Origin of the sequence: Nocardioides sp. Soil805, from assembly GCF_001429625.1 — a bacterium.
GTDB lineage: Bacteria > Actinomycetota > Actinomycetes > Propionibacteriales > Nocardioidaceae > Nocardioides.
The window spans coordinates 135,801-161,748 of the sequence record NZ_LMSU01000006.1; the positions used below are offsets into that span (position 1 = coordinate 135,801).

At 73.5% G+C, this 25,948-nt stretch carries 30 protein-coding genes; 11 read left to right on the plus strand and 19 right to left on the minus strand.

Features of this window, described 5'->3' with window-relative positions; genetic code table 11:
• Positions 1 to 6: 6 nt before the first annotated feature.
• From ASG94_RS20195 to ASG94_RS20210, 4 genes are read right to left on the minus strand one after another with little or no spacing between them, the layout of a single operon-like run.
• A complete protein-coding gene (locus ASG94_RS20195; protein ID WP_056928291.1) occupies positions 7 to 663 on the minus strand; it encodes a histidine phosphatase family protein in 657 nt (218 codons plus the stop codon).
• A 19-nt stretch (positions 664 to 682) separates the two neighbouring features.
• The gene (locus tag ASG94_RS20200; RefSeq protein ID WP_056928292.1) at positions 683 to 1,756 is read right to left on the minus strand and encodes a phosphotransferase family protein; all 1,074 of its coding nucleotides are present in this window, start codon (positions 1,754 to 1,756) and stop codon (positions 683 to 685) included.
• On the minus strand, positions 1,749 to 2,546 hold the full coding sequence (locus ASG94_RS20205; RefSeq protein ID WP_056928293.1) for an SDR family NAD(P)-dependent oxidoreductase: 798 nt from the start codon (positions 2,544 to 2,546) through the stop codon (positions 1,749 to 1,751). The genes ASG94_RS20200 and ASG94_RS20205 overlap by 8 nt, the downstream gene beginning before the upstream one ends.
• A gap of 49 nt (positions 2,547 to 2,595) precedes the next feature.
• Positions 2,596 to 3,846 carry an acyl-CoA dehydrogenase family protein gene (locus ASG94_RS20210; protein ID WP_056928294.1) on the minus strand — a complete coding sequence of 417 codons (1,251 nt, stop codon included), beginning with the start codon at positions 3,844 to 3,846 and terminating at the stop codon, positions 2,596 to 2,598.
• Between the two features lie 28 nt (positions 3,847 to 3,874).
• Here ASG94_RS20210 and ASG94_RS20215 point away from each other — a divergent pair, with 28 nt between their 5' ends.
• Positions 3,875 to 4,471, plus strand: coding sequence for a TetR/AcrR family transcriptional regulator (locus ASG94_RS20215; RefSeq protein WP_056928295.1), 597 nt, complete (start codon positions 3,875 to 3,877; stop codon positions 4,469 to 4,471).
• A 6-nt stretch (positions 4,472 to 4,477) separates the two neighbouring features.
• Here the strand turns inward: ASG94_RS20215 and ASG94_RS20220 are convergent, their stop codons facing one another.
• The 3 genes from ASG94_RS20220 to ASG94_RS20230 all read right to left on the minus strand — a co-directional run bounded on the left by ASG94_RS20220 (position 4,478) and on the right by ASG94_RS20230 (position 8,069).
• On the minus strand, positions 4,478 to 6,085 hold the full coding sequence (locus ASG94_RS20220; protein WP_056928296.1) for an MXAN_6640 family putative metalloprotease: 1,608 nt from the start codon (positions 6,083 to 6,085) through the stop codon (positions 4,478 to 4,480).
• 59 nt (positions 6,086 to 6,144) lie between these two features.
• Positions 6,145 to 7,602, minus strand: coding sequence for an MXAN_6640 family putative metalloprotease (locus ASG94_RS20225; protein ID WP_056928297.1), 1,458 nt, complete (start codon positions 7,600 to 7,602; stop codon positions 6,145 to 6,147).
• A 71-nt stretch (positions 7,603 to 7,673) separates the two neighbouring features.
• Positions 7,674 to 8,069, minus strand: a complete 396-nt coding sequence (locus ASG94_RS20230; protein ID WP_056928298.1) for an adenylyltransferase/cytidyltransferase family protein — start codon at positions 8,067 to 8,069, stop codon at positions 7,674 to 7,676.
• Between the two features lie 76 nt (positions 8,070 to 8,145).
• On the opposite strand from ASG94_RS20230, the gene ASG94_RS20235 reads away from it, so the two are divergent.
• Both ASG94_RS20235 and ASG94_RS20240 read left to right on the plus strand, forming a co-directional pair.
• Complete coding sequence (locus ASG94_RS20235) at positions 8,146 to 9,444, plus strand: DUF445 domain-containing protein (RefSeq protein ID WP_082624397.1); 1,299 nt, start codon at positions 8,146 to 8,148, stop codon at positions 9,442 to 9,444.
• Positions 9,445 to 9,448: 4 nt separating this feature from the next.
• Positions 9,449 to 9,712, plus strand: coding sequence for an RNA-binding S4 domain-containing protein (locus tag ASG94_RS20240; protein WP_056928299.1), 264 nt, complete (start codon positions 9,449 to 9,451; stop codon positions 9,710 to 9,712).
• A gap of 23 nt (positions 9,713 to 9,735) precedes the next feature.
• Here the strand turns inward: ASG94_RS20240 and ASG94_RS20245 are convergent, their stop codons facing one another.
• The 3 genes from ASG94_RS20245 to hisN form a co-directional block, all read right to left on the minus strand.
• The gene (locus ASG94_RS20245; RefSeq protein WP_056928300.1) at positions 9,736 to 10,104 is read right to left on the minus strand and encodes an FKBP-type peptidyl-prolyl cis-trans isomerase; all 369 of its coding nucleotides are present in this window, start codon (positions 10,102 to 10,104) and stop codon (positions 9,736 to 9,738) included.
• A 21-nt stretch (positions 10,105 to 10,125) separates the two neighbouring features.
• Positions 10,126 to 10,557 (minus strand): CBS domain-containing protein, encoded by a 432-nt coding sequence (locus tag ASG94_RS20250; protein ID WP_056928301.1) that lies wholly within the window; start codon positions 10,555 to 10,557, stop codon positions 10,126 to 10,128.
• A gap of 72 nt (positions 10,558 to 10,629) precedes the next feature.
• Positions 10,630 to 11,544: a histidinol-phosphatase gene (gene hisN / locus ASG94_RS20255; RefSeq protein WP_056928363.1), complete on the minus strand. Its 915-nt coding sequence runs from the start codon at positions 11,542 to 11,544 to the stop codon at positions 10,630 to 10,632.
• A 41-nt stretch (positions 11,545 to 11,585) separates the two neighbouring features.
• Here hisN and ASG94_RS20260 point away from each other — a divergent pair, with 41 nt between their 5' ends.
• Entirely contained in the window at positions 11,586 to 12,053 is a 468-nt protein-coding gene (locus ASG94_RS20260; protein WP_056928302.1) for a DUF2231 domain-containing protein, read from the plus strand.
• Between the two features lie 7 nt (positions 12,054 to 12,060).
• Here ASG94_RS20260 and rsgA read toward each other — a convergent pair whose 3' ends face one another.
• The 4 genes from rsgA to ASG94_RS20280 are packed head-to-tail and all read right to left on the minus strand — an operon-like array spanning position 12,061 to position 16,935.
• Entirely contained in the window at positions 12,061 to 13,050 is a 990-nt protein-coding gene (gene rsgA / locus ASG94_RS20265) for a ribosome small subunit-dependent GTPase A (protein WP_056928303.1), read from the minus strand.
• Positions 13,047 to 14,324, minus strand: a complete 1,278-nt coding sequence (aroA, locus tag ASG94_RS20270; protein ID WP_056928304.1) for a 3-phosphoshikimate 1-carboxyvinyltransferase — start codon at positions 14,322 to 14,324, stop codon at positions 13,047 to 13,049. The genes rsgA and aroA overlap by 4 nt, the downstream gene beginning before the upstream one ends.
• 20 nt (positions 14,325 to 14,344) lie before the next feature.
• A complete protein-coding gene (locus ASG94_RS20275; RefSeq protein ID WP_056928305.1) occupies positions 14,345 to 14,875 on the minus strand; it encodes a DoxX family membrane protein in 531 nt (176 codons plus the stop codon).
• Between the two features lie 53 nt (positions 14,876 to 14,928).
• Positions 14,929 to 16,935, minus strand: a complete 2,007-nt coding sequence (locus ASG94_RS20280; protein WP_082624398.1) for a sigma-70 family RNA polymerase sigma factor — start codon at positions 16,933 to 16,935, stop codon at positions 14,929 to 14,931.
• Between the two features lie 163 nt (positions 16,936 to 17,098).
• Here ASG94_RS20280 and ASG94_RS20285 point away from each other — a divergent pair, with 163 nt between their 5' ends.
• The 6 genes from ASG94_RS20285 to ASG94_RS22690 all read left to right on the plus strand — a co-directional run bounded on the left by ASG94_RS20285 (position 17,099) and on the right by ASG94_RS22690 (position 20,520).
• Entirely contained in the window at positions 17,099 to 17,860 is a 762-nt protein-coding gene (locus tag ASG94_RS20285) for a hypothetical protein (protein WP_056928307.1), read from the plus strand.
• A 39-nt stretch (positions 17,861 to 17,899) separates the two neighbouring features.
• On the plus strand, positions 17,900 to 18,661 hold the full coding sequence (locus tag ASG94_RS20290) for an SOS response-associated peptidase (RefSeq protein WP_056928308.1): 762 nt from the start codon (positions 17,900 to 17,902) through the stop codon (positions 18,659 to 18,661).
• Positions 18,662 to 18,681: 20 nt separating this feature from the next.
• On the plus strand, positions 18,682 to 19,311 hold the full coding sequence (locus ASG94_RS20295) for an alpha/beta hydrolase family protein (RefSeq protein WP_327152786.1): 630 nt from the start codon (positions 18,682 to 18,684) through the stop codon (positions 19,309 to 19,311).
• A gap of 127 nt (positions 19,312 to 19,438) precedes the next feature.
• Entirely contained in the window at positions 19,439 to 20,083 is a 645-nt protein-coding gene (locus ASG94_RS20300; RefSeq protein WP_056928310.1) for a sigma-70 family RNA polymerase sigma factor, read from the plus strand.
• The gene (gene rsrA, locus ASG94_RS20305) at positions 20,080 to 20,346 is read left to right on the plus strand and encodes a mycothiol system anti-sigma-R factor (protein WP_056928311.1); all 267 of its coding nucleotides are present in this window, start codon (positions 20,080 to 20,082) and stop codon (positions 20,344 to 20,346) included. The genes ASG94_RS20300 and rsrA overlap by 4 nt, the downstream gene beginning before the upstream one ends.
• A 99-nt stretch (positions 20,347 to 20,445) precedes the next feature.
• Positions 20,446 to 20,520 (plus strand): 50S ribosomal protein bL37, encoded by a 75-nt coding sequence (locus ASG94_RS22690; protein WP_369759046.1) that lies wholly within the window; start codon positions 20,446 to 20,448, stop codon positions 20,518 to 20,520.
• 90 nt (positions 20,521 to 20,610) lie between these two features.
• Here the strand turns inward: ASG94_RS22690 and ASG94_RS20310 are convergent, their stop codons facing one another.
• The 4 genes from ASG94_RS20310 to ASG94_RS20325 are packed head-to-tail and all read right to left on the minus strand — an operon-like array spanning position 20,611 to position 24,034.
• Positions 20,611 to 20,979, minus strand: a complete 369-nt coding sequence (locus tag ASG94_RS20310; RefSeq protein WP_056928312.1) for a thioesterase family protein — start codon at positions 20,977 to 20,979, stop codon at positions 20,611 to 20,613.
• Positions 20,976 to 21,458, minus strand: coding sequence for a GNAT family N-acetyltransferase (locus ASG94_RS20315; RefSeq protein WP_056928313.1), 483 nt, complete (start codon positions 21,456 to 21,458; stop codon positions 20,976 to 20,978). Before ASG94_RS20315 ends, ASG94_RS20310 begins: the two co-directional genes overlap by 4 nt.
• An 11-nt stretch (positions 21,459 to 21,469) precedes the next feature.
• A complete protein-coding gene (locus tag ASG94_RS20320; protein WP_056928314.1) occupies positions 21,470 to 23,164 on the minus strand; it encodes an acetolactate synthase in 1,695 nt (564 codons plus the stop codon).
• Between the two features lie 15 nt (positions 23,165 to 23,179).
• On the minus strand, positions 23,180 to 24,034 hold the full coding sequence (locus ASG94_RS20325) for a DUF2785 domain-containing protein (RefSeq protein WP_056928315.1): 855 nt from the start codon (positions 24,032 to 24,034) through the stop codon (positions 23,180 to 23,182).
• A gap of 68 nt (positions 24,035 to 24,102) precedes the next feature.
• Between ASG94_RS20325 and ASG94_RS20330 the strand changes: the two genes are divergently transcribed.
• On the plus strand, positions 24,103 to 25,584 hold the full coding sequence (locus ASG94_RS20330; protein ID WP_056928316.1) for a sensor histidine kinase: 1,482 nt from the start codon (positions 24,103 to 24,105) through the stop codon (positions 25,582 to 25,584).
• A 33-nt stretch (positions 25,585 to 25,617) separates the two neighbouring features.
• Here ASG94_RS20330 and ASG94_RS20335 read toward each other — a convergent pair whose 3' ends face one another.
• Positions 25,618 to 25,869, minus strand: a complete 252-nt coding sequence (locus ASG94_RS20335; protein WP_056888502.1) for a WhiB family transcriptional regulator — start codon at positions 25,867 to 25,869, stop codon at positions 25,618 to 25,620.
• Positions 25,870 to 25,948: the final 79 nt, after the last annotated feature.

Below are 25,948 nucleotides of genomic sequence, written 5' to 3' on the forward strand. Positions count from 1 at the left end.
GGGGTCCTATCGGTAGGTGACGGCGTCGGGGGGCAGGTGCGAGTGCTCGTTGACGGTGAGCAGCGTGAGGCCGCGGCTGCCGTTGACCAGCTTGGTGACGCCGGTGTTGACGGTGACCGCGTTGAGGCGCAGCCACAGGGCGGCGTCGCCGCCCAGCGCCGAGGCGGCCGCCCAGCCCATCGGCCCGCCGCTGGTGAAGACGACGGCGGTGCCGCCACCGGCGACGGAGGCCGCGGCGCGCGCCAGGGCGCCCTCGACCCGGGCGGTGAAGGAGGCGAACGGCTCGGTGTAGTCGTCGTCGTACGCACCCCCGGTCCAGCGGGTGGTGGCCTCGGCGAACCAGTGCTGGAAGACGCTCGGGCTCGACATCACGTCGACGCCCTCGGGAGCCGGGTGGCGGGAGAGGACCTGGAGGTGGTCGAACTCGTTCCACCCCTCGTCGGTGGTCACCTCGACGTCCCAGCCGGCCGCCTCGACGGCCGCGCTCGCGGTCTGGTGGTGGCGACGCATCGCGCCCGCGACCAGGACGGTGGGCTCGAGGCCGCGTGCGGCGAGGGCGGCTCCGAGGACGGCCGACTGCTCGACCCCGCGCCCGGACAGCACGTCGTAGTCCTCGGCCCCCCAGGACGCCTGGCCGTGCCGGACCAGAAGGACCTGGCTCACTGCGCGCTCTCCTCGACGATCACTGCGCGATCAGCCCGTCGACCCGGGTGCCGACCATGCGCACGGCCTCGCCGAAGAGGCCGTAGACCTCGTTGGTGGTCTGCCCGGCGACGAAGCGGTAGTAGATCTGCTGGGCGATCACGGCCAGCCGGAAGAGCCCGAAGACCTCGTAGAAGCGCCACTGCTCGGGCGTGACCGAGAGCCCCATCCGCTCGCAGTAGCGCGCCACGAACTCGTCGCGGGTCAGCATCCCGGGCAGGTGCGTGGGCACCCGCCGCATCATCTGCCAGCCGTCGTCGTCGCCCGCCTCGACCCAGTAGGCCATCGAGCCGGCCAGGTCCATGAGCGGGTCGCCCAGGGTGGCCATCTCCCAGTCGAGCACGCCGACCACCCGGGTCACGTCGTCGCGGGACAGCACGAGGTTGTCGAGCTTGTAGTCGTTGTGGATCACGCAGGTCGCGACGTCCTCGGGCTGGTGCTCGGCCAGCCAGGCCATCACGTCCTCGTAGTCGGGGACGTCGTCGGTGCGTGCGTTGCGGTAGCGCACGGACCAGCCCTCGACCTGCCGGCGCACGTAGCCGGTGCCCTTGCCGAGGTCGGTGAGGCCGGCGGCGTCGGCATCCACGCTGTGCAGCTCGACGAGCACGTCGACGGCCCGCAGGCACAGCGCGCGCGCCTGCTCGGCCGGGAGGGGTACGTCGGGTGGCCACTCGCTGCGCGGGATCACCCCGTCGATGCGCTCCATCGCGTAGAAGTCGGCACCGATCACCGACGGGTCGTCGCAGAAGGCGACCATCGGGGCGACGTAGGCGAAGACCGGCGCGAGTGCGGTCTGGATCGCGAACTCGCGGTGCATGTCGTGCGCACCGCGCGCCTTGGTCCCGACCGGCGCCCGGCGCAGCACGAGGTCCCGAGTGGGGTAGCGCAGCAGGTAGGTGAGGTTGGAGGCCCCGCCGGAGAACTGGCGGACCTCGGGGGTGGTGTCGAGCCCGGTCGCGTCGGCGGCGTGGGTGCGCAGCCAGGACGCCACCGCCTCGACGTCGAACGCGTCCTCCTCGCGGACCGGCCTGGCGCCGGCGACTGGGCTACTCATCTCCGGGTCCTGAGGAGCCGAGGGACGAGGCGTCTCGAAGGGCCAGCTTGGCCGCCTGGGCGCGCATCACCTGGTCGTACGCCGGGCGGTCGGCCCACTTGAGGAAGTACGCCTGCCGGGCCGGCTCGTCGGGCACGATCACGTCGTCGCCGGCGTCCATCCCGGCCAGGACCGCCGCGGCGACCTGCTCGGCGGTGATCGGGGAGCGCTCGACGAGCCCGCGCACGATCTCGCCGAGGGCGGTGTCGCTGCCCTGCATCGAGCTCATCAGGTTGGTGCGGAAGTACGACGGGCACACGGCGCTCGCGCGGATCCCGAAGCCCGCCAGCTCGTGGCCGCAGGTCTCGGTGAAGGCGACCACGGCCGCCTTGGTCGCGTTGTAGGAGCCCATCCCGGCCGGGTGCACGAGGCCGGCCAGCGAGGCCACGTTGACCAGGTGCCCGGAGCCCTGGGCCTTGAGCATCGGGGTGAAGGCCTGCACGCCGCGGACCACGCCGAAGAGGTTGACCTCGGTGATCTGGCGCCACTCCTCGATCGTGCAGCGGTCGATGCGGCCGCCGCCGGCGACGCCGGCGTTGTTGACGAGCACGTCGAGCCCGCCCCAGCGCTGCTCGACGGCCTCGACGGCGCGGTTCCAGTCGTCGTCGGAGGTGATGTCGAGGACCAGGTCGATGCCCTCGGCGGCCACCCGGTCGGTGGCCAGCACCTCGTCGCCGCGCTCGCGGAAGGCGGCCACCAGCGCGGCGCCCAGGCCGGACGCGGCCCCGGTGACCAGGACCTTGCGGTTCATGCGGGGTCCCCGCGGAAGTGCGAGTGCAGCGAGCAATTTCGTGGGGTGCTCATCGGTACTTGCCCAGCTCGATCTTGGCCACCACGTTGCGGTGCACCTCGTCGGGCCCGTCGGCCAGGCGTAGCGTGCGCGCCCCGACGTACGCCGCCGCGAGCGGGAAGTCGTCGCTCATCCCGGCGCCGCCGTGCAGCTGGATGGCCATGTCGATGACGTCGAGGGCCATCCGCGGCACCTCGACCTTGATCTCGCTGACCGCGGAGACCGCCTCGGCCGACAGGCCCTGGTCGAGCAGCCAGGCGGCGTGCAGGACGAGCATCCGGGAGCGGTTGATCGCGATCCGGGCCTCGGCGATGCGCTCGCGGTTGCCGCCGAGGCTGGCCAGCGGCTTGCCGAAGGCGGTGCGCGTGGAGGCCCGCCGGCAGGCGAGCTCGAGGGCCTTCTCGGCCAGCCCGATGGCGCGCATGCAGTGGTGTACGCGACCGGGGCCGAGGCGGCCCTGGGCGATCTCGAACGCGCGGCCCTCGCCGAGCAGGATGTTGCCCACCGGGACGCGGACGTCGTCGAAGGACACCTCGCCGTGCCCGAGCGGCTCGTCGTAGTAGCCCATCGTCGAGAGCATCCGCTCGACCTTCACGCCCGGGGCGTCGCGAGGGACCAGCACCATGGTGTGGCGCGAGTGCCGGTCGGCGTCGGGGTTGGTGAGCCCCATGAAGACCAGGATCCTGCAGTCCGGGTTGCCGACCCCCGTGGACCACCACTTGGTGCCGTTGACGACCACCTCGTCGCCGTCGACGACCGCGGTGGCGGCCATGTTGGTGGCGTCGGAGGAGGCGACGCCGGGCTCGGTCATGCAGAACGCGCTGCGGATCTCCCCGCGCAGCAGCGGCTCCAGCCACGTGGCGCGCTGCTCGTCGGTGCCGTAGCGCAGCAGCACCTCCATGTTGCCGGTGTCGGGGGCGTTGCAGTTGAAGACGAGCGGGGCGAGGAACGAGCCGCCCATCGCCTCGGCCAGCGGCGCGTAGTCGACGTTGCTGAGCCCCTCGCCGCCGTCGGTGCCGAAGTCCGCGGCGTACCGACCGGCGTGCTCGCCCGGCAGGAAGAGGTTCCACAGGCCCTGCTCGCGGGCCTTGGCCTGGAGCGCGGGGATGCGGGGGTCGGGGGTCCAGCTGTCCCCGCCGCTCTCGCGTCGCTGCGTGACGCCGGCATGCACGTCGGCCTCGATCGGCTCCACCTCGGCGGCGATGAAGTCACGCACGCGCTGCTGGAGGTCGGCGGCCCGGGGGGAGAGGGAGAAGTCCATGGGTTGACCCTACGCACACTGTTGAGCAATGCTCAATAGCGTGTCCGATCCCGTACGCCGCCGGCTCAGCGCCGAGGACCGGCGTCGCCAGCTCGTCGGCATCGGCCTCGCGCAGATCATCGACACCCCCATCCAGGACCTGTCGATGGACCAGGTGGCCGCCGAGGCGGGGATCTCGCGCGGGCTGCTGTTCCACTACTTCCCGACCAAGACCGACTTCTACCTCGCCTGCATCGCCGCCGCCGGGCGTCGCATCCTGCGCAACACCGCGCCGCCCGAGGGCGCGGACGGCGCGGCGCAGGTGCGCGCGATCCTCACCGCGATGATCGAGCAGATCGACCGGCGTCGGGCGTTCTACCTGACGCTGGTGCACGGCAGCGGGGTCGCCGACCCGCGACTGGCCGAGGTGCACGAGAGCGTCCGGTCGGTGTCGACCGACCGGGTGGTCGCGGCCCTCGACCTCGACCCCGGGCTGCACGAGGTCGTGCACGCCTGGTGGGCCTACGTCGAGGACCGGGCGCTCACCTGGAGTGCCAGCCCCCGCGAGGACCGAGGGCTCGCCCTTGAGGCCCTGGTCGCCCACTGCGAGCGGGCCCTGGACGCGCTGTGCGCCGAGGGCGCCTGAGGTCCCTCAGCCGCGACGCGCGTGCTTCTTGGTCGCGGTGGTGCGGACCGTGAACTTCTCGTTGTCGTCGCGCGAGCTCCCGGAGCAGGCCAGCGACGTCTTCTGGTTGCAGCGGTAGCGCGTCGAGGCGTTGGCGAAGGAGACCGTCACGGCGCTGACCTTCGCCGCGCTGAACGGCGCCAGGGTGCTGCCCCGGCCCCTGCCGTCGAGGCGCACCCGCATCCTCGTCACGGTGCCGTCGGCCTTGTGGACCAGCACGGTCGCCGCGGGGGAGGCGGCGCGCGAGGGACCGTCGACCCGCACCCGCAGGCGCCACTTCCCGCCGCTGAGGTCCGCCCCGGGCTGGACCCGCACGGAGTCGCCGGCGAGGTGGTCCACCTCGGCCCGCTTCGACCACGACCGCGAGGCCTTGGTGAGCGTCGCCTCGCCCGCCCGCGGGGCCCCGGTGTAGGCCGTGCCCTCCTCGTAGACGAGGCCGGGCATGGTGTTGGCGGCCGCGAAGTCGGCGTACACCTGGGTCAGCCCGCCCTTCGCCTTCAGCACGGACTGCACGGCCTGCACCGAGTAGCGCCCGCCGCCCTTCCTCGGGCTGGCCGCGGCCCGCCACGCCTTCTTGACGATGCCCTGGGAGTAGGTCTGGGAGAGGTACTCCCAGAAGATCCAGTTGCCGTACTGGAAGCCGTACGTCGAGCTGAACGCGTCGAGGGGCACGTACGGCGCCTGGAGCTGGCTGTAGGGGAGGTACTGGCGGTTGTCGTCGATGTCGTCGGCGACCCGCTCCTCCATCCAGGTGGCGGTGGACTCCATCATCCAGGGGTCCTCGGCGTAGTCGTAGGCGTACTGCACGGCGTGGAAGAACTCGTGAGCGGCGGTGACGGTGAGGTTGTCCTGGGGTGAGGTGCCGGACGGGAACTGGGTGGGGGAGTAGTCGTTGTCGAGGACGCAGAAGCCGCTCGCGGTGCGGCCCTTCTTGCGGTACTCCGCCGCGCAGTAGCCGTAGAGGCCGGTGCCGAGGTCCTTGAGGTAGACGTCGAGCTTGCTGTCCCCGCCGTGGGTGCCGTCGCCGAGCGGGGCGCGGTAGCCGAGCTCGCCCACCTCGCGGGCGTAGGTGTTCTCCAGGGTCGCCAGCGTCAGGTCGATCCAGGCGAGTCCAGGCGTGGCGTCGGCCGTCGAGGCGACGTAGTGGACGCACACGTGGGCGCCGCAGGTCTTCTCCGCGGGGACGCTGTAGCCGTTGCCGAAGGGGTCGTCGGGACCGTCGGTGGGGCGGGCCAGGATCGCCTCGGCCTCGGCCGCGTCGGCGCCGGTGAGGTCGGGGCGGGCCAGCCACAGGTCGCGCAGGGCGACGGTGGCCGACGGGTCGCCGGTGCGGGTGTCGCCCTGGAGGATCCGGCCCGCCGTGTCGAGGGCGGCGCGCGGCGAGGCCTGCGGGGCCAGCGGCACGGGCGCGGTGCGCGGCACGGCCGGTCGCGCGATCGCCACCCGGCCGCGGTCCCCGCCCTGGTCACCACCGTGGGCGCTGCCGCCCGCGGCTCCGGCCGGGACGGCCGGGACCAGCGCCAGCGCGGTGGCCGTGCTGGTGAGGAAGGACAGCAGGACGAGGATGGAGCGCACGTGAGTTCCCTTCGTGGCCGATCGGGGCCGGTGTGTCGGTGCGGGCAGTGCCCGCACGGTCATCGCAGGACCCGGGCCGTGACCCGGAAGACCCGACGATCATCGCGGGACCTGCCGTGGCACGCGAACTCGGTGCCGCGGCGGCAGGTGTAGCGGGTGGAGGCGTTGGCCAGCACCACCTCGACCCGGCGCACCCGGGGACGGTGGAACTTCACGACCCGTGAGCCGCGACCGCGGCGGTCGAGCCGGATGGGGCTGCGGCCGATGACGCCCGTGCGGCCGATGAGCACGACGTGCGCGGCCGGGCCGGTGGCCCGGTTGCCGGCGTCCACGCCGATCCGCAGCCGTCCGCGGCGCAGCCCCGGACCCGGCCGCAGCGAGACGACGTGCCCGGTGAGGTGGTCCAGGCTCACCGCACGCGACCACGCGCGGTGGCCCCGGCCGAGCCGGACCCGTTCCTGCGGTGCGGTGGGCCGGTAGGCCGACCCCTCGGCGTACGACGCGCGCGGCGTGCGGTTGGCCGCGACGAAGCCGGCGTAGAAGCGCGGCCACGAGGCGCCCCGCGACTCGACGTAGCGGCGCAGCGCCCGCACCGAGAAGTCGTTGCGCCGGCCCACGTGCCCGTCGGCGTTGGCCCACACGGACCGGACGGCCCGGGTGCCGAAGCGCTGGGACAGGCGCTGGAAGAAGATCCAGTTGCCGTAGGCGCCCAGCCCCGAGTCGAAGGTGTCGAGCGGGGTGCCGGGGTCGCCGAGCTGGCCGTGGCGCAGGTACTGGCGGTTGTCGTCGACGTCGTCGGTGACCTGCTCCTCCATCCAGGTGGCGGTCGCCTCGAGGAACCAGGCGTCCTCGCGGGCGTCGATCCCGAACTGGACGGCGTGGAACAGCTCGTGGGCCACGGTGACCCGCATGCTCGGCGTGGGCGGCAGCGGGAAGCCGGTGAAGTCGTTGTCCAGCACGCAGTACGACGACGCGACGTTGCGCTGTCCGGGCACGAGCTGTTCGGGGGCGCAGTAGCCGTAGAGCCCCCGCCGGCCGACGTCCTGCAGGTAGATGTCGAACTGCGGGGTGCCGCCGGCGCCGCGGTCGCTCGGGGGCAGCGGCCAGCCCAGCTGCTGCATCGAGGCGAACGACGCCTCGGCGGTGCGCAGGGTGAGGTCCACCCAGTCCGGGGTGCCGCCGGTGCTGCTGGCCATCGGCGGTGCGTCACCGGAGGAGCCGACGTAGTGGATGCACACCAGCTCGCTGCACGCCCGCCCCTGCGGCAGCGCCGGGTCCCACTCGGGCCGGGGCAGGGCGGCCCTCGCGGACCACGACCGGGAGTCGGCGGGCGACGTGCCGAAGAACTGGTCCCGGAGCTCGAGGGTGTCCGGGCCGGCGTCGCCACGGCTCTGCGCTGCCGGCGCGCTCGCGCGGGTCGGCGCGTCGGGCGCCGCGCCCGCCGGGGTCGCGAGACCGAGGGCGAGGCAGGCCGCGAGGGCGAGGGTGGCGAGGGAGCGCGCCGGGTTGTCGGTCACGGAGTCCTTCCGGGATGGCGTCCCGACAGGCTACAGACCCCCGCCGCCGAATCCGGGGTCCTCGCGCAACCTCAGAGGTCGGCGATGTGCTCGATGATGGCGGTCGTGGAGATCGCGGGCGTGCGCGGCAGGTAGACCACCTCGCACACGTCGGAGAGCTCGTCGAAGCGGCCGGCCCAGTCGTCGCCCATCACCAGCACGTCGGCCGCGTGCTCGAGGACGTAGTCGCGCTTGAGCTCCAGGCTCTCCTCCACGAAGACCTCGTCGACGACCCGCAGCGCGGAGACGATCTCGATGCGCTCGCGCTCGCTGAAGACCGGCGTGCGGCCCTTCTTGCGCAGGTTGAGCGCGTCGGCGGACACCCCGACCACGAGGTGGTCGCCCAGGGCCGCGGCACGCTCCAGCACGCGCAGGTGCCCGACGTGGAACACGTCGAACGTGCCGAAGGTGATGACCGTGCGAGACATGCGCGCAATCTATCCGTCGCCCTTCGGGGTGGACGCCGGGGTGCGTGCGTGTGGCCCTGCAGGGGAGGATCGGGCCATGGCTGCACCGTCTCCCCCCACCTCCGCGGTGTCCTCCCCGTCGATCCCGCTGATCACCCCCGACCCGGGCGCCGACGAGGCACGCCGGCGCGGGTTGCGACGGATGCGCACCGTCGCGGTGTCGCTGCTGGGCTTCGCCGCCGTCGTGTACGTCGCGACGCTCGGCCGCGACGGCGTCTGGGGCTTCGTCAACGCCGGCGCCGAGGCGTCGATGGTCGGCGCGATCGCCGACTGGTTCGCCGTGACGGCGCTCTTCAAGCACCCGATGGGGCTGCCCATCCCGCACACGGCCCTGATCCCGAAGCGCAAGGACGAGCTCGGCAAGGGGCTCGAGGAGTTCGTGGGGGAGAACTTCCTCCAGGAGGACATCATCCGCGAGCGGGTGGCCGCCGCGACGATCTCGGGCCGGGTCGGCGACTGGCTCTCCGCGCCGGCCAACGCCCGGCGCGTGGTCGACGAGGTGGCCGACGTCGCGGCCATCGCCCTGGGCAAGGTCCGCGACGAGCACATCGCGGACCTGGTGAGCAACGCCTTCGTCCCGCGCTTCCGCGAGGAGCCCATCGCCCCGCTGCTGGGCAGCCTGCTCTCGGAGATGGTGCGCGACGACCTGCACCACGGCGTCGTCGACCTCGGCCTCGACGAGCTGCACCGGTGGCTGGTGCACAACCCGGACACCTTCGTGGAGGTGCTCAGCGAGCGGGCCCCCTGGTGGGCGCCGCCCCGCCTCAACGAGGCGCTCACCCAGCGCCTCCACCTCGAGGCGCTGCGCTGGATCGAGGACATCCGCGACGACCCGCACCACCACGCCCGTGCGGCCCTCGACTCGATGCTCGCCCAGCTGGGCCACGACCTGCTGGTCGACGACGCCACCCAGGACCGCGCCGAGCGCTTCAAGGAGCGGCTGCTCGACCACCCGCAGGTCGTCACCAGCGCGATCTCGCTGTGGAAGGCGATGCGGTCGGCGCTGCTGGCCTCGGTCCACGAGCGCGACGGCGCCGTACGCCAGCGACTGCTCGACGAGCTCAACGCCTTCGCGGAGCGGCTGCGCACCGACGCCTCGCTGCGCGAGCGGCTCGACCGCACGGTCGCCGACGTCGTGGTGTTCGGGGTCTCGCGCTACGGCGCGGAGGTCACCACGGTCATCACCCACACGATCGAGCGCTGGGACGGCAAGGAGGCGGCCCGGCGCATCGAGCTGCACGTGGGCCGCGACCTCCAGTTCATCCGGATCAACGGCACGATCGTCGGCGGCCTGGTCGGCGTGCTGATCCACGCGATCTCGCTGCTGGTTCACTGATCCCATGAGCGCACCCGACGACGGCCCCCACGCCGTGGACGTACCGATCCGCGACGAGACCATCCGGCTGGGCCAGTTCCTCAAGCTCGCCAACCTGATCGACAGCGGCTCGGACGCCAAGCCGCTGCTGGCCGACGGCCAGGTCAGCGTCAACGGCGAGGTCGAGACCCGCCGGGGCCGCCAGCTGGTGCCCGGCGACCTCGTCGTCCTGGGCCCGGCCGCGGCCCGGGTGGCCACAGGGGACGCCGAGATCGACGTCCCCTGGTAGCCGTTCGATGAAGCGACGGACCCTCAGCGGACCTCGAGCAGGTCCACGACGAAGATCAGCGTCTCGCCGGGCTTGATGACGCCCCCGGCGCCGCGGTCGCCGTAGCCGAGGTGCGGCGGGATCACGATGCGGCGGCGTCCGCCGACCTTCATGCCCTGCACGCCCTCGTCCCAGCCCTGGATGACCTGGCCGATTCCGAGGCGGAACTGCAGCGGCGTGCCGCGGTTGTACGACGCGTCGAACTCCTCGCCCGAGGAGTGCGCCACCCCGACGTAGTGGACCGACACGGTCGATCCACTCGTGGCCTCGGCGCCGTCACCCTCGGTGAGGTCGGTGACCTCGAGCTCGGTGGGTGCGTCTCCCATGTGCGGGTCGACGTCGGGCTTGTCCATGTCACTGCCTTCCGGTTGGTGTCAGGTCTGGTGGACGTAGTGGTCGAGCTGGTCGCGCTCGAACTCGAGCTCGCCGATGCGGTGCTTCACCACGTCCCCGATGCTGATGATGCCGGTCAGCCTCCCGTCGGCGACCACCGGGAGGTGCCTGACGCGGAGCTCGGTCATCGTCCGCATCAGGTCGGTGAGGTCGTCGTCACCGCTGCACGTCTGCACGTCGGTGGTCATGATGTCGCGCACGGCCAGGTCCAGGACGGCCGTGTCGGTGCCGAGGCGGCGTACGACGTCACGCTCGCTGACGATGCCGTCGACGGCCGAGCCGTCCGCGCTGACGATGAGCGCACCGATGTTGTGCTCGGCCAGCAGGGCGACCAGGTCTCGCACCGGGGCGTCGGGGGCGACCGTCACCACCTCCGGGCTCGCCTTGGCGGTGAGGATGTCGTGGATGTGCATGGCGACCTCCGGGCGTTCGCGAGTGGTGCTCGACCACGCTAGCCACTCACGGGGCCGAGCGACAGGGCGAGATCAGTCGGCGACCGCGGGAGGCGTCTGCCGGCCGCGCAGGTCGTGCACCGAGCCCGGGCCCGCGGGCCGGTAGTCGGGGTCGTCCGGGTCGTCGGGCAGCGAGCCCAGGAAGGACAGCGCGGCCTCGTGGAGGTGGCCGTTGGTCGCGAGCGCGTTGCCGCCGAAGGGGCCGTCGGAGCCGTCGAGCGAGGTGAACCGCCCGCCCGCCTCGCGCACGATGACGTCCAGGGCCGCCATGTCGTAGAGCTCGAGCTCGGGCTCCGCCGCGATGTCGACGGCGCCCTCGGCGAGCAGCATGTAGGACCAGAAGTCGCCGTACGCCCGGGTGCGCCAGCAGCGCCGCGTCAGCGAGACGAAGTCGGAGAGCCGGTCCCGCTCGTCCCAGCCCGACAGCGAGCTGTAGGACAGCGAGGCGTCCTCGAGGCGGCGTACGTCGGACACCTGGCACTGCGTCGCCTTGAGCAGCGAGCGACCGGTCCACGCGCCGTGGCCCTTCGACGCCCACCATCGGCGCTGCAGCTGGGGGGCGGACACCACGCCGAGCACGACCTCGTCGTCGACCACCAGCGCGATCAGGGTGGCCCAGACCGGGACGCCGCGGACGAAGTTCTTGGTGCCGTCGATCGGGTCCACGACCCAGCGCCGCTGGCTGTGCCCCGTCGAGCCCTGCTCCTCGCCCACCACGGCGTCGCGCGAGCGCACCCGCGACAGGGTGCGGCGGATGCCCTCCTCGACGGCCTGGTCGGCGTCGGTGACCGGGGTGAGGTCGGGCTTGCTCATCACGTGGAGGTCGAGGGCCTTGAACCGGGCCTGCGTCAAGGAGTCGGCGTCGTCCGCCAGGACGTGGGCGAGGCGGAGGTCGTCGAGGTAGGGGTTGCTGCCCGCGCCGAGGTGGCCGGGTCCGGTGATGGGCATGTCCACAGGTTATGGGCACGATCGGGCCTTACCGTGCATCCATGGAGATCAACGGCCTGCCGCTGCACCCGCTCGTGGTCCACGCGGTCGTCGTGCTGGGACCGCTGGCGGCCCTCACCGGGCTCGCCTATGCGTTCGTGCCGCGCTGGCGCTGGCTGCTGCGGTGGCCGCTGCTCGTCCTCGCGCTGGTCACCGCGGTCGCGGCGCTGGTCGCGACCTCGTCGGGGGAGAGCCTGCTCGAGGCGCGACCCGGCCTCGAGACCCTCGTGGAGGACCACCAGGACCAGGGCGAGCTGATGCGCAACGCGTCCTTCGCGTACGCCGCCGCGGCCGCCTTCGCGGCGTGGGCGCTCGGCGGGTCCTCGCCACTGGCCTCCGGCTGGGGGGCCCGCGAGGCCAACCCCGTCCTCGGGGTGCCGGCGATGGCGCTGGTCGCGGTGGCCGCGGTCGCCCTGCTCGTGCTGCTCTTCCCCGCCGGCGAGTCCGGGGCGCGCGCCGTCTGGGGCTGAGCCGCGCTCAGTAGTCGTCGTGCGAGCGGGCGGCGAGCAGCCGCCGGAACGACTGCACGCGGTCGACGTCGGCCTCCCCGTCCGCGACCGCCACGTCGAGCCCGCACTCGGGCTCGTCCGTGCCGTGGGTGCAGCCACGCGGGCAGTCCTCGGTCATCTCCTCGAGGTCGGGGAACGCCCCGATGAGGTCCTCGGGCTGGACGTGGGCCAGGCCGAACGAACGGATGCCGGGGGTGTCGATGATCCAGCCGTCGGAGCCGGGCAGGGCCAGCAGGTACGCCGAGGTCGAGGTGTGCCGGCCGCGACCCGTCACGGCGTTGACGATCCCGACGTCGCGGTGGGCGGTCGGCACCAGTGCGTTGACGAGGGTCGACTTGCCGACGCCGCTGTGCCCGACCAGCACGCTGGTGTGACCGCGCAGCGCGGCCCGCACCTCCTCGAGGTCGCCGCCGCGCTCGGTGACGACCCAGGGCACGCCGAGCGAGCGGTACGTCGAGAGCAGGGTCTCGGGGTCGGCGAGGTCGGCCTTGGTCAGGATGAGCAGCGGCGACATCCCCGCGTCGTACGCCGCCACGAGGGCGCGGTCGATCAGCCGCGGCCGCGGCTCGGGATCGGCCAGCGCGGTGACCACGGCGAGCTGGTCGGCGTTGGAGACGATGACCCGCTCGACGGGGTCGTCGTCGTCGGCGGTCCGGCGCAGCGTGGTGGTGCGCGGGACGACCTCGACGATGCGCGCCAGCGACCCGTCGGCGCCCGAGGTGTCCCCGACGACCCGGACGCGGTCGCCGACCACGACCCCCTTGCGCCCGAGCGGGCGTGACTTCATCGCCATCACGGTCGCGCCGTCGATGAGCAGGGTGAAGCGACCCCGGTCGACCGTGACGACCACCCCGTCGACGGCGTCGTCGTACGTCGGACGGTCCTTGGTGCGCGGTCGGGTACGACGTCGTGGTCGCTCGTAGTGCTCGTGGTCGTGCTCGCTGTAGCGACCGCTCACGACTCCACCACCCGCGACCAGGCGGCGGCGAAGTCGGGGAACGTCTTGCCGGTCGTGGCGATGTCCTCGACCAGCACGCCCTCGACGGCCGAGCCGATGATCACGCCGGCGTGGGCCATCCGGTGGTCGGCGTAGGTGTGGAACGTGCCGCCGTGGAGCGTCGCGGGCCGGATGGTCAGGCCGTCGGCGTGCTCGGTCACGTCGGCACCGAGAGCGCCGAGCTCGGCGGCGAGGGCGGCGAGCCGGTCGGTCTCGTGGCCGCGGATGTGGCCGATGCCCCGCAGGTGCGAGGGCGACTCGGCGAGCGCGCACAGGGCCGCGACGGCGGGGGTGAGCTCCCCGATGTCGTGCATGTCGAGGTCGATGCCCGCGATGGCGTCGCCCCCGGTCACCCTCAGCCCGGCGTCGGGACCGGTGACGTCCTCGACGGTGCAGCCCATCCGGGTGAGGACGTCGCGCAACGCGTCGCCGGGCTGCGTGGTGCGCGCCGGCCAGTCGCGGACGGTGACGGTGCCGCCTGTGGTGGCGGCGAGGGCGAGGAAGGGGGCGGCGTTGGACAGGTCCGGCTCGACCGCCTCGTCGACCGCGGCGATCGGTCCGGGCGCGACCGCCCACCGGTTGGCGTCCGCGTCGTCGACCTCCACCCCGCGCTCGCGCAGCATGGCGACGGTCATCTCGATGTGGGGGAGGGAGGGGACCGGCTTGCCGTCGTGACGCACGTCGACCCCCCGGTCGTAGCGGGCCCCGGCGAGGAGCAGGGCCGAGACGAACTGCGAGGACGCGCTCGCGTCGATGACGACCGTCCCGCCCGGGACGGTGCCCGTGCCCACCACGGTGAAGGGCAGCGCCCCCCGGCCGTCGTCCTCGACGCGGATGCCGAGGGCGGCCAGGGCGGTGAGCACCTCCCCGATCGGGCGGTTGCGCATGTGGGGGTCACCGTCGAAGTCGACGCGCCCGGTCGCCAGCCCGGCGACCGGCGGGACGAAGCGCATGACGGTGCCGGCGAGCCCGCAGTCGACGGCGGCGTCACCGGCCATCGGACGCGGCGTGACGAGCCAGTCGTCGTCCCGGTCCTCGACGCCGACGCCGAGGGAGCGCAGCGCGGAGGCCATCAGGAGCGTGTCGCGCGAGCGCAGCGGGCGGCGTACGGCGCCGGGTCCGTCGGCGAGCGCGGCCAGCACCAGCGCGCGGTTGGTCAGCGACTTGCTGCCCGGCAGCGAGACGACGCTCGCCACCGGGCCTGTCGGGCGGGGCGCGGGCCAGGTCTCGGTCACCCGCGCACCCTATCGACCACTCAGGTCAGCTGTGCCTTGGCGAGACGCGCCTCGCGGCGGGCGTCCTTGGCCAGCTGGCGTGCCTCGCGCTTGGCGTCGGTCGCGGCACGGCGGGCGCGCCAGGCGAGGCCGGGCTTGCCCTCGGTGTCGACGCCGGCGAGGAGCAGGCCGCCCATCATCGAGATGTTCTTGAAGAAGTGGACCTTCTGGTTGCCCTTGGCCGCGGGGTCCGACTCCTCCCAGAAGCGGTGACCGGCGAACGTGGTCGGCAGCAGCGAGGCGGCCAGGACCGTCGACGCGAGGCGCGGCGCGCGGCCGGTGGCCAGCGCCGCGGCGGCGGTGATCTGCGCGACGGCGTTGATGCGCACGAGCGTGGTCGCGTCGGTCGGGATCGGTGCCTGGGGCACGGCCTTCTGCGCCAGGGGCACCACCTTGTCGGCGATGGGCTGGGCCGCGGGGCCGAGCGAGGAGGCGTTCTTGAGGGCGTTGACGCCGCCGACCACGAACATCGAGGCCAGCATGGGGCGTGCGATCAGTCTGGTGACGGTCATGGGTCATTCCTACACGACCACGACCACGCGGGGTCCACCCCGTCGGAGGCCCGTCAGTCCCAGGTGACGGTGGCGGTGTTGTCCTCGGGCGTGGTGTCGGGACCGTCGTCGCTGGTGGCCGTGAAGGTCAGTCGCGAGGTGCGGTTGGCGCCGGAGACCGCGTGCACCGCGAGCGGGCTCGAGTCGGTGACCGTGCAGGTCATGCGCCCGCCCGCCCAGGAGCCGCACTGCGCCCCCTCCACCTGCACGAGCACGGGATCACCGGTGAGGACCAGGGTGGCCGTCTCGCCCTCCGGGAGGCCCACGACGGTCGCGGTGAGGTCGACGCTCGCGCCGTTGCCGGTCGGCTGGGTGACGCTCATGACGAGGTCTCGGACCGCCGGGTCGGGATCGGGGTCCGGGGTCGGGTCCGTCGTGGGCGGCGAGGTCGGCGGCGTGGTCGGGTCGGTGGTGGGTGGTGTCGTCGGGTCGGTGGTGGGTGGCGTGGTGGGTGGTGTCGTCGGGTCAGTGGTGGGTGGTGTCGTCGGGTCGGTGGTGGGTGGCGTGGTCGGCGCGGTCGTCGGTGCGGTCGTGGGCGGGTCGACGGTCGGCAGCGGCACGGGCGGTGGCGTCAGGGTGGGCAGCGTGGTCGGTACGCCGGTGGGCGCCACCGTGGGAGCCGCCGTGGGAGCCGACGTGGGAGCCGACGTGGGCGGCGTCGTCGGCGGTGCCGTCGGACCCTGTGTCGGGCCGTCGGTCGGTCCCTGTGTCGGCCCCTGTGTCGTCGGACCCTGCGTGGGGTCGTCCGTCGGGCCCTGCGTCGGATCGTCCGAGGGCGGCTCGGTCGGCGCGTCCGTCGGGCTGTCGGTGGGTCCGTCCGAGGTCCCGTCGGTCGTCTCGGTGGACGGAACGTCCCCGGGTTCCGAGGCGGGTCCAGAGGCCGGTCCGGAGGCCGGGGACGACGGGACGGGAGAGGTGGGTCCGGGCGTCGCGGAGGTGCCCGCGGTCGTGCCTGCCGTGCGTCCCTGCGCCTGGCCCCGCCCCCCGGAGAGGGCGCCCGAGCCCGCGGCGGCGGAGGCCGCGTCGTCGAGCGCGGCCTCGCCGTCCGTCTGGTCCGTGCCGGCGACGGCGCCGGAGACGGCGGCCGGCGGCTGGGTGTCCTGCCACACCAGGAAGCCGCCGCCGCCCACCGACACCGCGGCGGTGACCCCGACGACGGCCGCGACCTGCGAGTGGGCGCCGATGAGGTCCCGGGCCCGTCCCACGAGGCCGGCGAGCCCGGCGGGCGCGGCGGCACCCGTTGCCGCGGACGCGTACGCCGCCCCCACGCCGCCGAGCAGCAGCGGCGCGAGGATGGCGCCGAGGTTGGAGTTGACCTCACTGAGCTCGAGGTAGATCGCCGCGCAGGAGCGGCAGTGACCCAGGTGGTCCTCGAGCTTGCCCGCGTCGCGCCGGGAGATGCCGTTGCGGATGTAGGCCCCGAGGTGGGCCCGGGTCCACTGGCAGCTCTCGTCGTCGAGCTCGGAGGCGTGCTCGTTGAGGTAGGCCTGCCGCAGTCCCTCGCGGGCCCGGTAGGCGAGCGCGGACACGGAGTTGGCGCTCATCCCCAACAGCGGGGCGACGTCCGCGGGCTTCTGCCCCTCGACCTCGGTGTGCCACAGGACCAGCTGCCACCGCTCCGGCAACGACGCGAAGGCGCGGGCGGCGGTGGCGCTCTCGAAGCCCTCGACGGCCGTGTCGCGGAAGGGGACGCCGGGGTCGAACATCTCCATGTCGTCGGTGGTGTGCAGCCGCGAGGTCGCCCGTAGGCGGTCCACGCGCAGGCGGCGTACGGCCGTGAGCAGGTAGGCGCGGAACGCGACGTCGGGACCGCCGCCGCGCTGCAGCACCTGCAGCACCTTCACGAACGCCTCGGACACCAGGTCCTCCACGTCGCCGGCCGAGACGAGCTGCCGCGCGAGCCGCCGGGCCGCCTCCACGTGCCGCTCGAAGAGCTGGCCGTAGGCGTCGGTGTCCCCGCCCCGGACCGCCGAGATCAGCTCGGCGTCGCCCGGGGTCTCCACACGCGTCGTGCTGCTCATGCTCACCAGACGGTTCGAGGGGCGAAGGCGTGACGCCACTGTAGGCCCCTTCGGGTGGTGCCGGAGAGAAGTTGCCCGTGAATCGGCGTCATGCCTCCCCGGGACCCTCGTCCAACTCCCGTAGGACCCAGGACCAGCGACACAGACCGGGAGGGGGCGCACCGTGGGACGGTTCGAGCTGGGCTCGTTCGTGCTCGGAGCGCGACGTCCCACGGCCGGTCCCGGGACGAGGGGTGCGCTGTCTCCCGACGTGCAGGTGGGGCTGCCGCGTCGGTTCGAGGCAGTGGCGGAGGCCCTCGTCTCGGGATCGGACGCCACCTCCGCGTGCGCGGTGGCCGGCCGGGACCTGGCGATGGACGGGTCGTCCCTCGAGGAGACGATGGCCGGGCTGCGCCAGACCTGGCAGGTGGTGCGTGGCCAGGACCCGGCGTACGACGCCCTCTCGGCGCTCCTGGTCGCCTGGAGCGAGGCGGCGATGTCCTACTTCCACACCCTGTCGTGCGAGGACCCGATGACCGGGCTCGCGACCCGGGCGCACGTGCGCAGCCGGCTCGGTGACCTCTACCGCCGGCACGGCGCGGGAGACGTCGACGCCGGGTGGGCGCTGGTGGTGTGCGAGCTGGCCGGTGACGCCCCGGGCGCCGACGGGGTGGACCACGGCACGCGGCTGGCCGCCACGCTGCGGCTGTCCCGGGTGGGCGAGGCGGCGCGCACGGTCTTCGCAGCGGGCGAGACCGTCGGCCGGCTGGCCCCGCACCGCGTGGTGGTCGTGGCGTCGCGCAACGACCGGCTCGGCACCCGGGTCCGGTTGCTGCGCTCGCTGGTCACCGGGCTCACCGACGACCCGGCGCGGGTCTGGATCGAGGGGCTGCCGCGCACCGAGCTCGCCGCCTCCCAGCTGCTCGACGAGCTCGCCCGCAGCTGAGCCGGACCCGCAACCCGGCGGGGTCACTACGCTGGCCCCATGTGCGGACGCTATGCCTCGTCACGACGCCCCGAGGACCTCGTCGAGGAGTTCGAGGTCGTCGCCGACCGCACGCCCGCGCCCCTGGCCGCCGACTACAACGTCGCGCCGACCAAGGAGGTGTACGCCGTCGTGGAGCGCCCGCCGACCAAGGACAGCCCCGAGCCGCCGGAGCGCCAGCTGCGCGTGCTGACCTGGGGGCTGGTGCCGTCGTGGGCCAAGGACCCGGCGATCGGCAACCGGATGATCAACGCCCGGATGGAGACGGTGGCCGACAAGCCGGCGTACAAGCGGGCCTTCGCCGTCCGCCGCTGCCTGCTGCCGGCCGACGGCTACTACGAGTGGTACCCCACGTCGCAGACCACCAAGGCCGGCAAGCCCGTCAAGCAGCCGTTCTTCATCCGGCCCGCGGACGGCGGCGTGCTCGCCATGGCCGGGCTCTACGAGATCTGGCGGGACCCGAGCCGCGCCGAGGACGACCCCGAGCGCTTCCGGTGGACCTGCACGGTGCTCACCACCGAGGCCGAGGACTCCCTGGGCCACATCCACGACCGGATGCCGCTGATGGTCGAGCGGGACCGGTGGTCGCAGTGGCTGGACCCCCGCGTCGGCGGCGAGCTCTCGCTGCTGGTGCCTGCGGCCCCCGGCAGCCTGGAGGCCTACCCCGTGTCGAAGGCGGTCGGCAACGTGCGCAACAACGGCCCCGAGCTCGTCGAGCCGCTGCCCCTGGACGACGTGCCGGTCGAGGACGTCCCGTCGTGATGACGCCCACGATCCGCCCCGTGGACACGCCGTACGGCGAGGGGCGGCTGCACCTGCGCCACGCCCGCCGCCCGGTGGCCACCCTCCTGCTCAGCCACGGTGCCGGCGGGGGAGTCGAGGCCCGCGACCTGCTCGCGCTGGCCGGCGACCTGCCGCGCCAGGGCATCAGCGTGCTGCTGCTCGAGCAGCCCTGGCGCGTCGCGGGACGCCGGATCGCCACCCCGCCCGCGACCCTGGACGCCGCCCTGCGCTCGGCCGCCGACATGCTGCGCACGAGGACCCCGCTCGTGGTGGGGGGACGCTCCGCCGGCGCCCGCTCGGCCGCGCGGTGCGCCCGCTCGCTGGGGGCCGTCGGCTGCCTGGCCCTGTCCTTCCCGCTGCACCCGCCCGGTCGCCCGGAGAGGTCCCGGGCCGAGGAGCTCGCCGGTGCCGGTGTGCCCGTGCTGGTCGTGCAGGGCGAGCGCGACCCGATGGGCCGCCCCGAGGAGTTCCCGACCGACGTGGCGGACCTCGACGTCGCCGTCGTACCCGCCGCCGACCACGGCCTCAAGGTCCCGGCCCGCGGCCCGGTGACCCAGGACGAGGCCATGGGGATCGTGGTGGAGTCGACCCTGGAGTGGCTGGTGCGTGAAATCCTGGGAAACCGCTAGCGGGAATCACCGAACACCCCCGCGTGTTGAGACCGACGTGATCGCCACAGTCCCGCGTCCGGCTCCCAGCCGTCCGACCAGCCGCTCCTCGCTCGGCGCAGCCGAGGCGGCAGTAGTCTGGGAGACGATGACCGAATCACTTCAGACCAGCGGTGACCCCGCGGTCGACCTCGAGACCGAGACCGCGGACGAGCGCGCGCTGCGCTTCGAGCGCGACGCCCTGCCCCTCCTCGACCAGCTGTACGGCGCGGCGATGCGGATGACCCGCAACCCCGCCGACGCCGAGGACCTGGTCCAGGAGACGTTCGCCAAGGCCTACTCCGCGTTCCACCAGTTCAAGCCCGGCACCAACCTCAAGGCCTGGCTGTACCGGATCCTGACCAACACCTACATCAACACCTACCGCAAGAAGCAGCGGGAGCCCCAGCAGTCGATGGCCGAGGACGTCGAGGACTGGCAGCTGGCCCGCGCGGAGTCGCACAGCTCCACCGGCCTCAAGTCGGCCGAGATGGAGGCCCTCGAGCACCTGCCCGACTCGCAGGTCAAGGACGCCCTCCAGCGGCTCCCCGAGGAGTTCCGGCTCGCGGTCTACCTCGCCGACGTCGAGGGATTCCCCTACAAGGAGATCGCCGAGATCATGAACACGCCCATCGGCACCGTGATGTCCCGCCTCCACCGCGGCCGCCGCCAGCTGCGCGACATGCTGGCCGACCACGTGCGGGCGGGCAGCCTGCTGCCGGCAGGGACGACCGGGGAGAGGAGCGACTCGTGAGTGGGCACGAGCACAGCAACGAGGAGTGCGCCGACTACCTCGAGCGCATCGTCTACTTCCTCGACAACGAGCTGGACGAGGCCGACTGCTCGGCCGTCCAGGTCCACCTCGACGAGTGTGGGCCCTGCCTGGAGAAGTACGACCTGCAGCGCACCGTCAAGGCCGTCGTCGCGCGGTCGTGCTCGGAGGCGGCCCCCGACCACCTGCGCGAGCGGGTGCGGGTGCAGATCCGCGCGGTCCAGGTCCGCATCTCCGAGGGCTGAGTCCCGGGGCTGATTGGCCCCGCTGCTCGGCATTTGAGAGGATGCTCCGAGCCCTGTACGGGGCACCCGTCAGGGCAACACGATTCTTGGAGGACGATCATGGGCAAGACCGGTCGCAAGCGCCGCGCTCGCAAGAAGAAGGGCGCCAACCACGGAAAGCGCCCCAACGCCTGAGCGTTGGAACACCGAGCCCCTGGCCCTTGGCCGGGGGCTCGCTGCATTTCCGGGGGCTGCAACCGTCGAGGTCGGCCAGCCGGTGGGACGTCAGAGGCGGGAGAGGAAGCGCTCCGCGTCGACGACCACCCGGGTGACCTCGCCGGCGGCGAGCACCTTGCCCGAGTCGAGGTCGCGGGCGCTGACGGTGAAGCGGCGCAGCCGCCCGTCGGCGTACGACGTCGCGGCGCTGACCTCGATCCGGGCGCCGACCGGGCTGGCGGCGAGGTGCTCGAGCTGGACGCGGGTGCCGACGCTCGTCTCGCCCTCGCCGAGGTCGGGGTCGACCGCCGCGCAGGTGGCGGCCTCGCACCACGCAAGTAGGCGGGGCGTGCCCAGCACCGGCAGCGAGCCGCTGCCGAGCGCGAGGGCGGTGTCGTCCTCACCGACGGTGAAGGTGAGCGTGGCCGTGCCGGTCATGGGAGCTCCTTGGTGAAGGCGATGAGGTGCACGCCGGGCACGGGGTCCCAGTCGCGCGCGGGGTCGCGCCGGTAGCCCAGCCGCGTGTAGATGCGGTGCGCGTGGGTCATCCCGGGCAGCGAGGAGAGCACCATGGCGGTGGCCCCGTGGTCGCGGGCCCGCTCCTCGCACAGCGCCGCCAGCGCGGCCCCTGCGCCACGGCCCCGGGCGGCGGGGTCGACGGCGAGCATCCGGAACTCGCCCTCGTGCTCGACCGCCAGCTCGCGCCACGGCGAGCCGGGCGGGCAGCAGGTCACGCAGCCGAGCAGCTCGCCGTCCTCCACGGCGACCCACAGCTCACCCTGGGCGTCCCGGGAGGCGGTGTCGCGCAGCCGCTCGACGTACGGGTCGTCCGGTCCGAGGGTGAAGTCGGCGTACGCCGCGACGGTGAGCTCGCCGAGGGCGGCGAGCTCGTCGGGACGGGCGCGCCGCAGCTCCATCGCAGGCACCCTCAGATGCCGAAGGTGCTGCGCGGGTAGGCCGCCTCGACGTCGGTGATGACGTTGACGAGGTAGGGCACGCCCGACGCGTACGCGCGGTCCAGCGCCGGCCCGATCTGCTTCGGGTCGGTGACGGTCTCCCCGGCCCCGCCGAGGGCGGAGACCACCTGGTCGTACGCCGTGCGCTGGGCGAGGTCGGCCACCACGTCGTACCCGTAGAGCATCTGCATCGGGCCCTTCTCCAGCCCCCAGGCGGAGTTGTTGCCCATCAGCATCACGACGGGCAGGTCGTGGCGGACCAGGGTGTCCACGTCCATGAGGGAGAAGCCGGCCGCTCCGTCGCCGAGCAGCAGGGTGACCTGCGCGGACGGGCGCGCCAGCCGTGCGGCGATCGCCGCGCCCAGGCCGGCCCCGAGGCAGCCGTAGGGCCCGGGGTCGAGCCAGCCGCCGGGGCGCCGGGGCTCGACGAACTTGCCGGCGAAGCTGACGAAGTCGCCGCCGTCGCCGATCACCACCGAGTCGTCGGCCAGGCGGGGCAGGAGCTCGCCGTAGATGCGGGCCGGGTGGATGGGGTCGGCCTCGGCGGTGAGCAGCTCGCTGTCGCGGGCCACGGTGGCCCGGACGACGTCGCCGAGCTCACCGGCCCAGGCGGACCAGTCGCCGCGACGGCCGCGTTGCACGGGCTCGAGCAGCCCGTCGAGGACCGAGGACAGGTCGCCGGCCACGGAGGCGGCCAGGTCGGCGTGCGGGGAGAGCTGGCCGGGGGAGTCGGCGACGTGGACGACGCGGGCCGGGGTCGCACCGTCCTTGCCGCCGAAGACGCCGTACCCGAGGCGGAAGTCGAGCGGGGTGCCGACCACCACGACGAGGTCGGCGCCGTTGATGGCGGCGCCGCGCGCCTTGGTGACGAGCAGCGGGTGCCCGCCGGGCACGATGCCGCGGCCCATGCCGTTGGTGAGGGTCGGGATGCCCAGCGCCTCCACGAAGCGCAGGGCCGCCTCCTCGGCGCGGTCGGCCCACACGTCGGTGCCCAGGACGAGCAGCGGGCGGGTGGCCTCGGCGAGGAGGCGCGCGACCGCCGCGAGGTCGTCGCCGTCGGGCTCGAGCCGCGGCGCGGGCGTCCCGGTGGCGACGGGGCCCGATGCGGAGTTGAAGAACTCGTCCATGGGGATGTCGACGAAGACCGGTCCGCGGTGGGACGACCGCGCAGCGGTGAAGGCGTCGTCCATGCCGGCCGCGACCTCGGCCGCGGTGTGCAGGGTGCGGGCCTGCTTGGTGATCGAGTCGACGATGGGCAGGTGGTCGATCTCCTGGAGGGCCCCGGAGCCCCAGCGGCCGGCCGGGGCGCGGCCGCCGACCACGACCATGGGGGAGCCGTTGAACTGCGCCTGCGCCATGGCGGAGACGCCGTTGGTCACGCCGGGGCCGGCGGTCAGCACCGCAAGTCCGGGCACTCGGGTCAGCTTGCCGGTGGCCTCGGCCGCGAACGCCGCGGTCTGCTCGTGGCGCACGTCCAGCAGCCGCATCGGAGGCTCCGCCTTGACCGCGCCGTCGTACATCGGGAAGACGTGGGCGCCGGACAGCGTGAACATGGTCTCGACGCCGTGGGCGCGGGCGGCGGCCACGGCGAGCTCGCCGCTGTGTCCGGTGATCCCACCGTCGGTCTGCGGGGCGGCGGGCGGGGTCGCTGCGGTCTCGTCGCTCATGCAGCGCAGGCTAGTTCACCCGGGGTGGTGCGACCCGAGATAGTGCGGGTTGGTCTGCCGGAGGACGTCGACGAGGACCAGGATCAGGTCGGGTCGCACCTGGGGCGGGTCCGGGGCGAGGCTGAGCTGGAGGTAGAGCGCGCGCAGGAACGCCTGGGCGTTGCCGGCGTCGAGGTAGGGGTCGCGGTCCTCGGTGCCGCCGAGGTGGTGGGCCGCCGCGGCGATCCGGTTGACCCAGGGCTCCAGCACCTTGAGGCCCACGACGTTGCGGCGCAGGACCCGCATGGTGGCCGTCGCCATCCGGTCGGGCTCCCCGGAGGTCAGCAGTCCGGTGTCGCGGGCCAGCAGCCGGTCGGCGAGCACGTCGAGGAGCACCGTCAGCTCGTTGGCGGCGAGGTGGGGGGAGGTGGCGAGGACGCCGATCGCGTCGGCGCCGTGGGCCACCGCGTGGGCCCAGCCCTTGCCGGTGACGTAGCCGCGGGTGTCGCGCTCGCGGAGGTACCAGGTGGCGATCTGGTCGCCCCACTGCAGGACCTTGCCCGAGGTGAGGAGGTGCTCGGAGGTGCCGCGGTCGAGGCACTCGGCCAGCACCAGGACCGAGAAGGCGCGGCGGAAGACGGAGTCGGTGCCTTCCTCGCCCAGGCCGACCGTGAGCCCGGCGGCCATGCCGTCGCCCAGACCGGGGAGCAGGTCGTCGTAGACCCCGCGCTCGACCCAGGTGGCCAACGCCGGGTAGGCGATCCCGTCGCGCTGCTCGGGATCGGGGGAGCCGAGCATCGCCGTGAGCTCGGCCGTGAGGTCGTCGAGCGGGCGGTCCGAGGGAACCTCGAGACCCCGTTGCACGACGCTGCGCCAGTAGCCGGTGGGCATGCGGCACATCCTGCCAGCAGGCTCCGACGACGGCGAACCGGCCCGGGCCCGGCCCCTAGGCTGGGCCCGTGCCGTCCCTGCAGGAGCTCGCCCGAGCCCACTCCGACCTCGACGACGCGGACGTCGCGTGGCTCCACCTGCTCATGGCGGACTGGCAGATCATCGCCGACCTGTCCTTCGCGGACCTCGTGCTGTGGCTGCCCGACCGCGAGGGGCGCGGGTTCTGGGCCGCCGGCCAGATGCGTCCGACCACGGGACCCACGGCCCTCACCGACGACGTGCTCGGCACCTTCATCCCCTCCGGGCGGCGCCGGATGCTGGACGAGGCGCACGCCACCGGCCGCCTGGTGCGCGAGGGCGACCCGGAGTGGCGCGACGACGTCCCGGTCCGGGTCGAGGTGATCCCCGTGCGCCGAGCGGGCCGCCTGATCGCCCTGGTGGCCCGCAACACGAACCTGCTGGGGGTCCGGACGCCGAGCCGCCTCGAGCTCTCCTACCTCCAGACGGCGGCCGAGCTGACGCAGATGATCGCCGGCGGCTGGTTCCCGTACGACGGACAGCGCAGCGACCACGCCGACTCACCGCGGGTGGGGGACGGCTTCGTCCGGCTCGACGACGCGGGCCGGGTCGTCTACGCGAGCCCGAACGCGTTGTCGGTCTACCGGCGCCTCGGCCTGACCGGGGACCTGACGCACCACAGCCTGGCCGACCTGACGCGCGAGCTGGTGCCGCCGCGGCGACGTCCCGACGAGGAGACGCTCAGCGCCGTGCTCTCCGGCCAGGCCGACCGCGACACCGAGGTCGGGACCGACCAGGTGAGCCTCATCCTGCGCAGCATCCCGCTGCGGCCCGAGGGGGAGCGGATCGGTGCCCTCGTGCTGCTGCGCGACGTGACGGACCTGCGCCGGCGCGACCGCGAGCTGGTCACCAAGGACGCCACGATCCGCGAGATCCACCACCGGGTGAAGAACAACCTCCAGACCGTGGCGGCCCTGCTGCGCCTCCAGGCCCGCCGCATCGAGCAGCCCGAGGCACGGGCGGCGCTCGAGGAGGCGGTGCGCCGGGTGGGGTCGATCGCCATCGTCCACGAGACGCTCAGCCAGGCCGTCGAGGAGCACGTCGACTTCGACGAGGTCGCCGACCGGCTGGGCCGGATGGTGACCGACGTGTCGGTCGTCGGCGCCTCGGTCCGGGTGGTGCGTCGCGGCAGCTTCGGCGTGCTCGCCTCCGAGGTCGCGACACCCCTGGCGATGGTGATCACCGAGGCGCTGCAGAACGCCGCCGAGCACGGCTACGCCGTACCGGGGACCGAGGGGACGACGCAGCCGGGCACCATCGAGCTCGCCGCCCGCAGCGAGCGGGGACGGCTGGTGGTGACCATCACCGACGACGGCCGGGGGCTGCCCGACGGCTTCGACCTCGAGGCGTCGACGAGCCTGGGGCTGACCATCGTGCGGACGCTGGTCGAGTCCGAGCTCGGCGGCAGCCTCGAGATGGGACCGGCGCCGGGCGGCGGGACCCGGGTGCGGATCGCGCTGCCGCTGACCTGAGCAGCGCTGACCCGTCCGGGCCGTGCCGAGGTGTCAGGCGGTGCGGATCCGGGCGCGCGCGTTGCGACGCTTCAGCGCCCGGCGCTCGTCCTCGCTGAGGCCACCCCAGACGCCGTGGTCCTGACCGGCCTCGAGGGCCCAGGCGAGGCACTGGTCGCGCACCTCGCACCGTCGGCACACCTGCTTGGCCTCCTCGATCTGGAGGATGGCCGGACCGGTGTTTCCGATCGGGAAGAACAGCTCCGGGTCCTCGTCGAGACAGGCTGAACGGCTGCGCCAATCCATGGCAGGGGGTTCCTCTTTCTTCACGCGATGGCTGTGTGCGGGCAGTCAGCGGAGCCCGGGCGCTCGGGAGGTGCCTGGG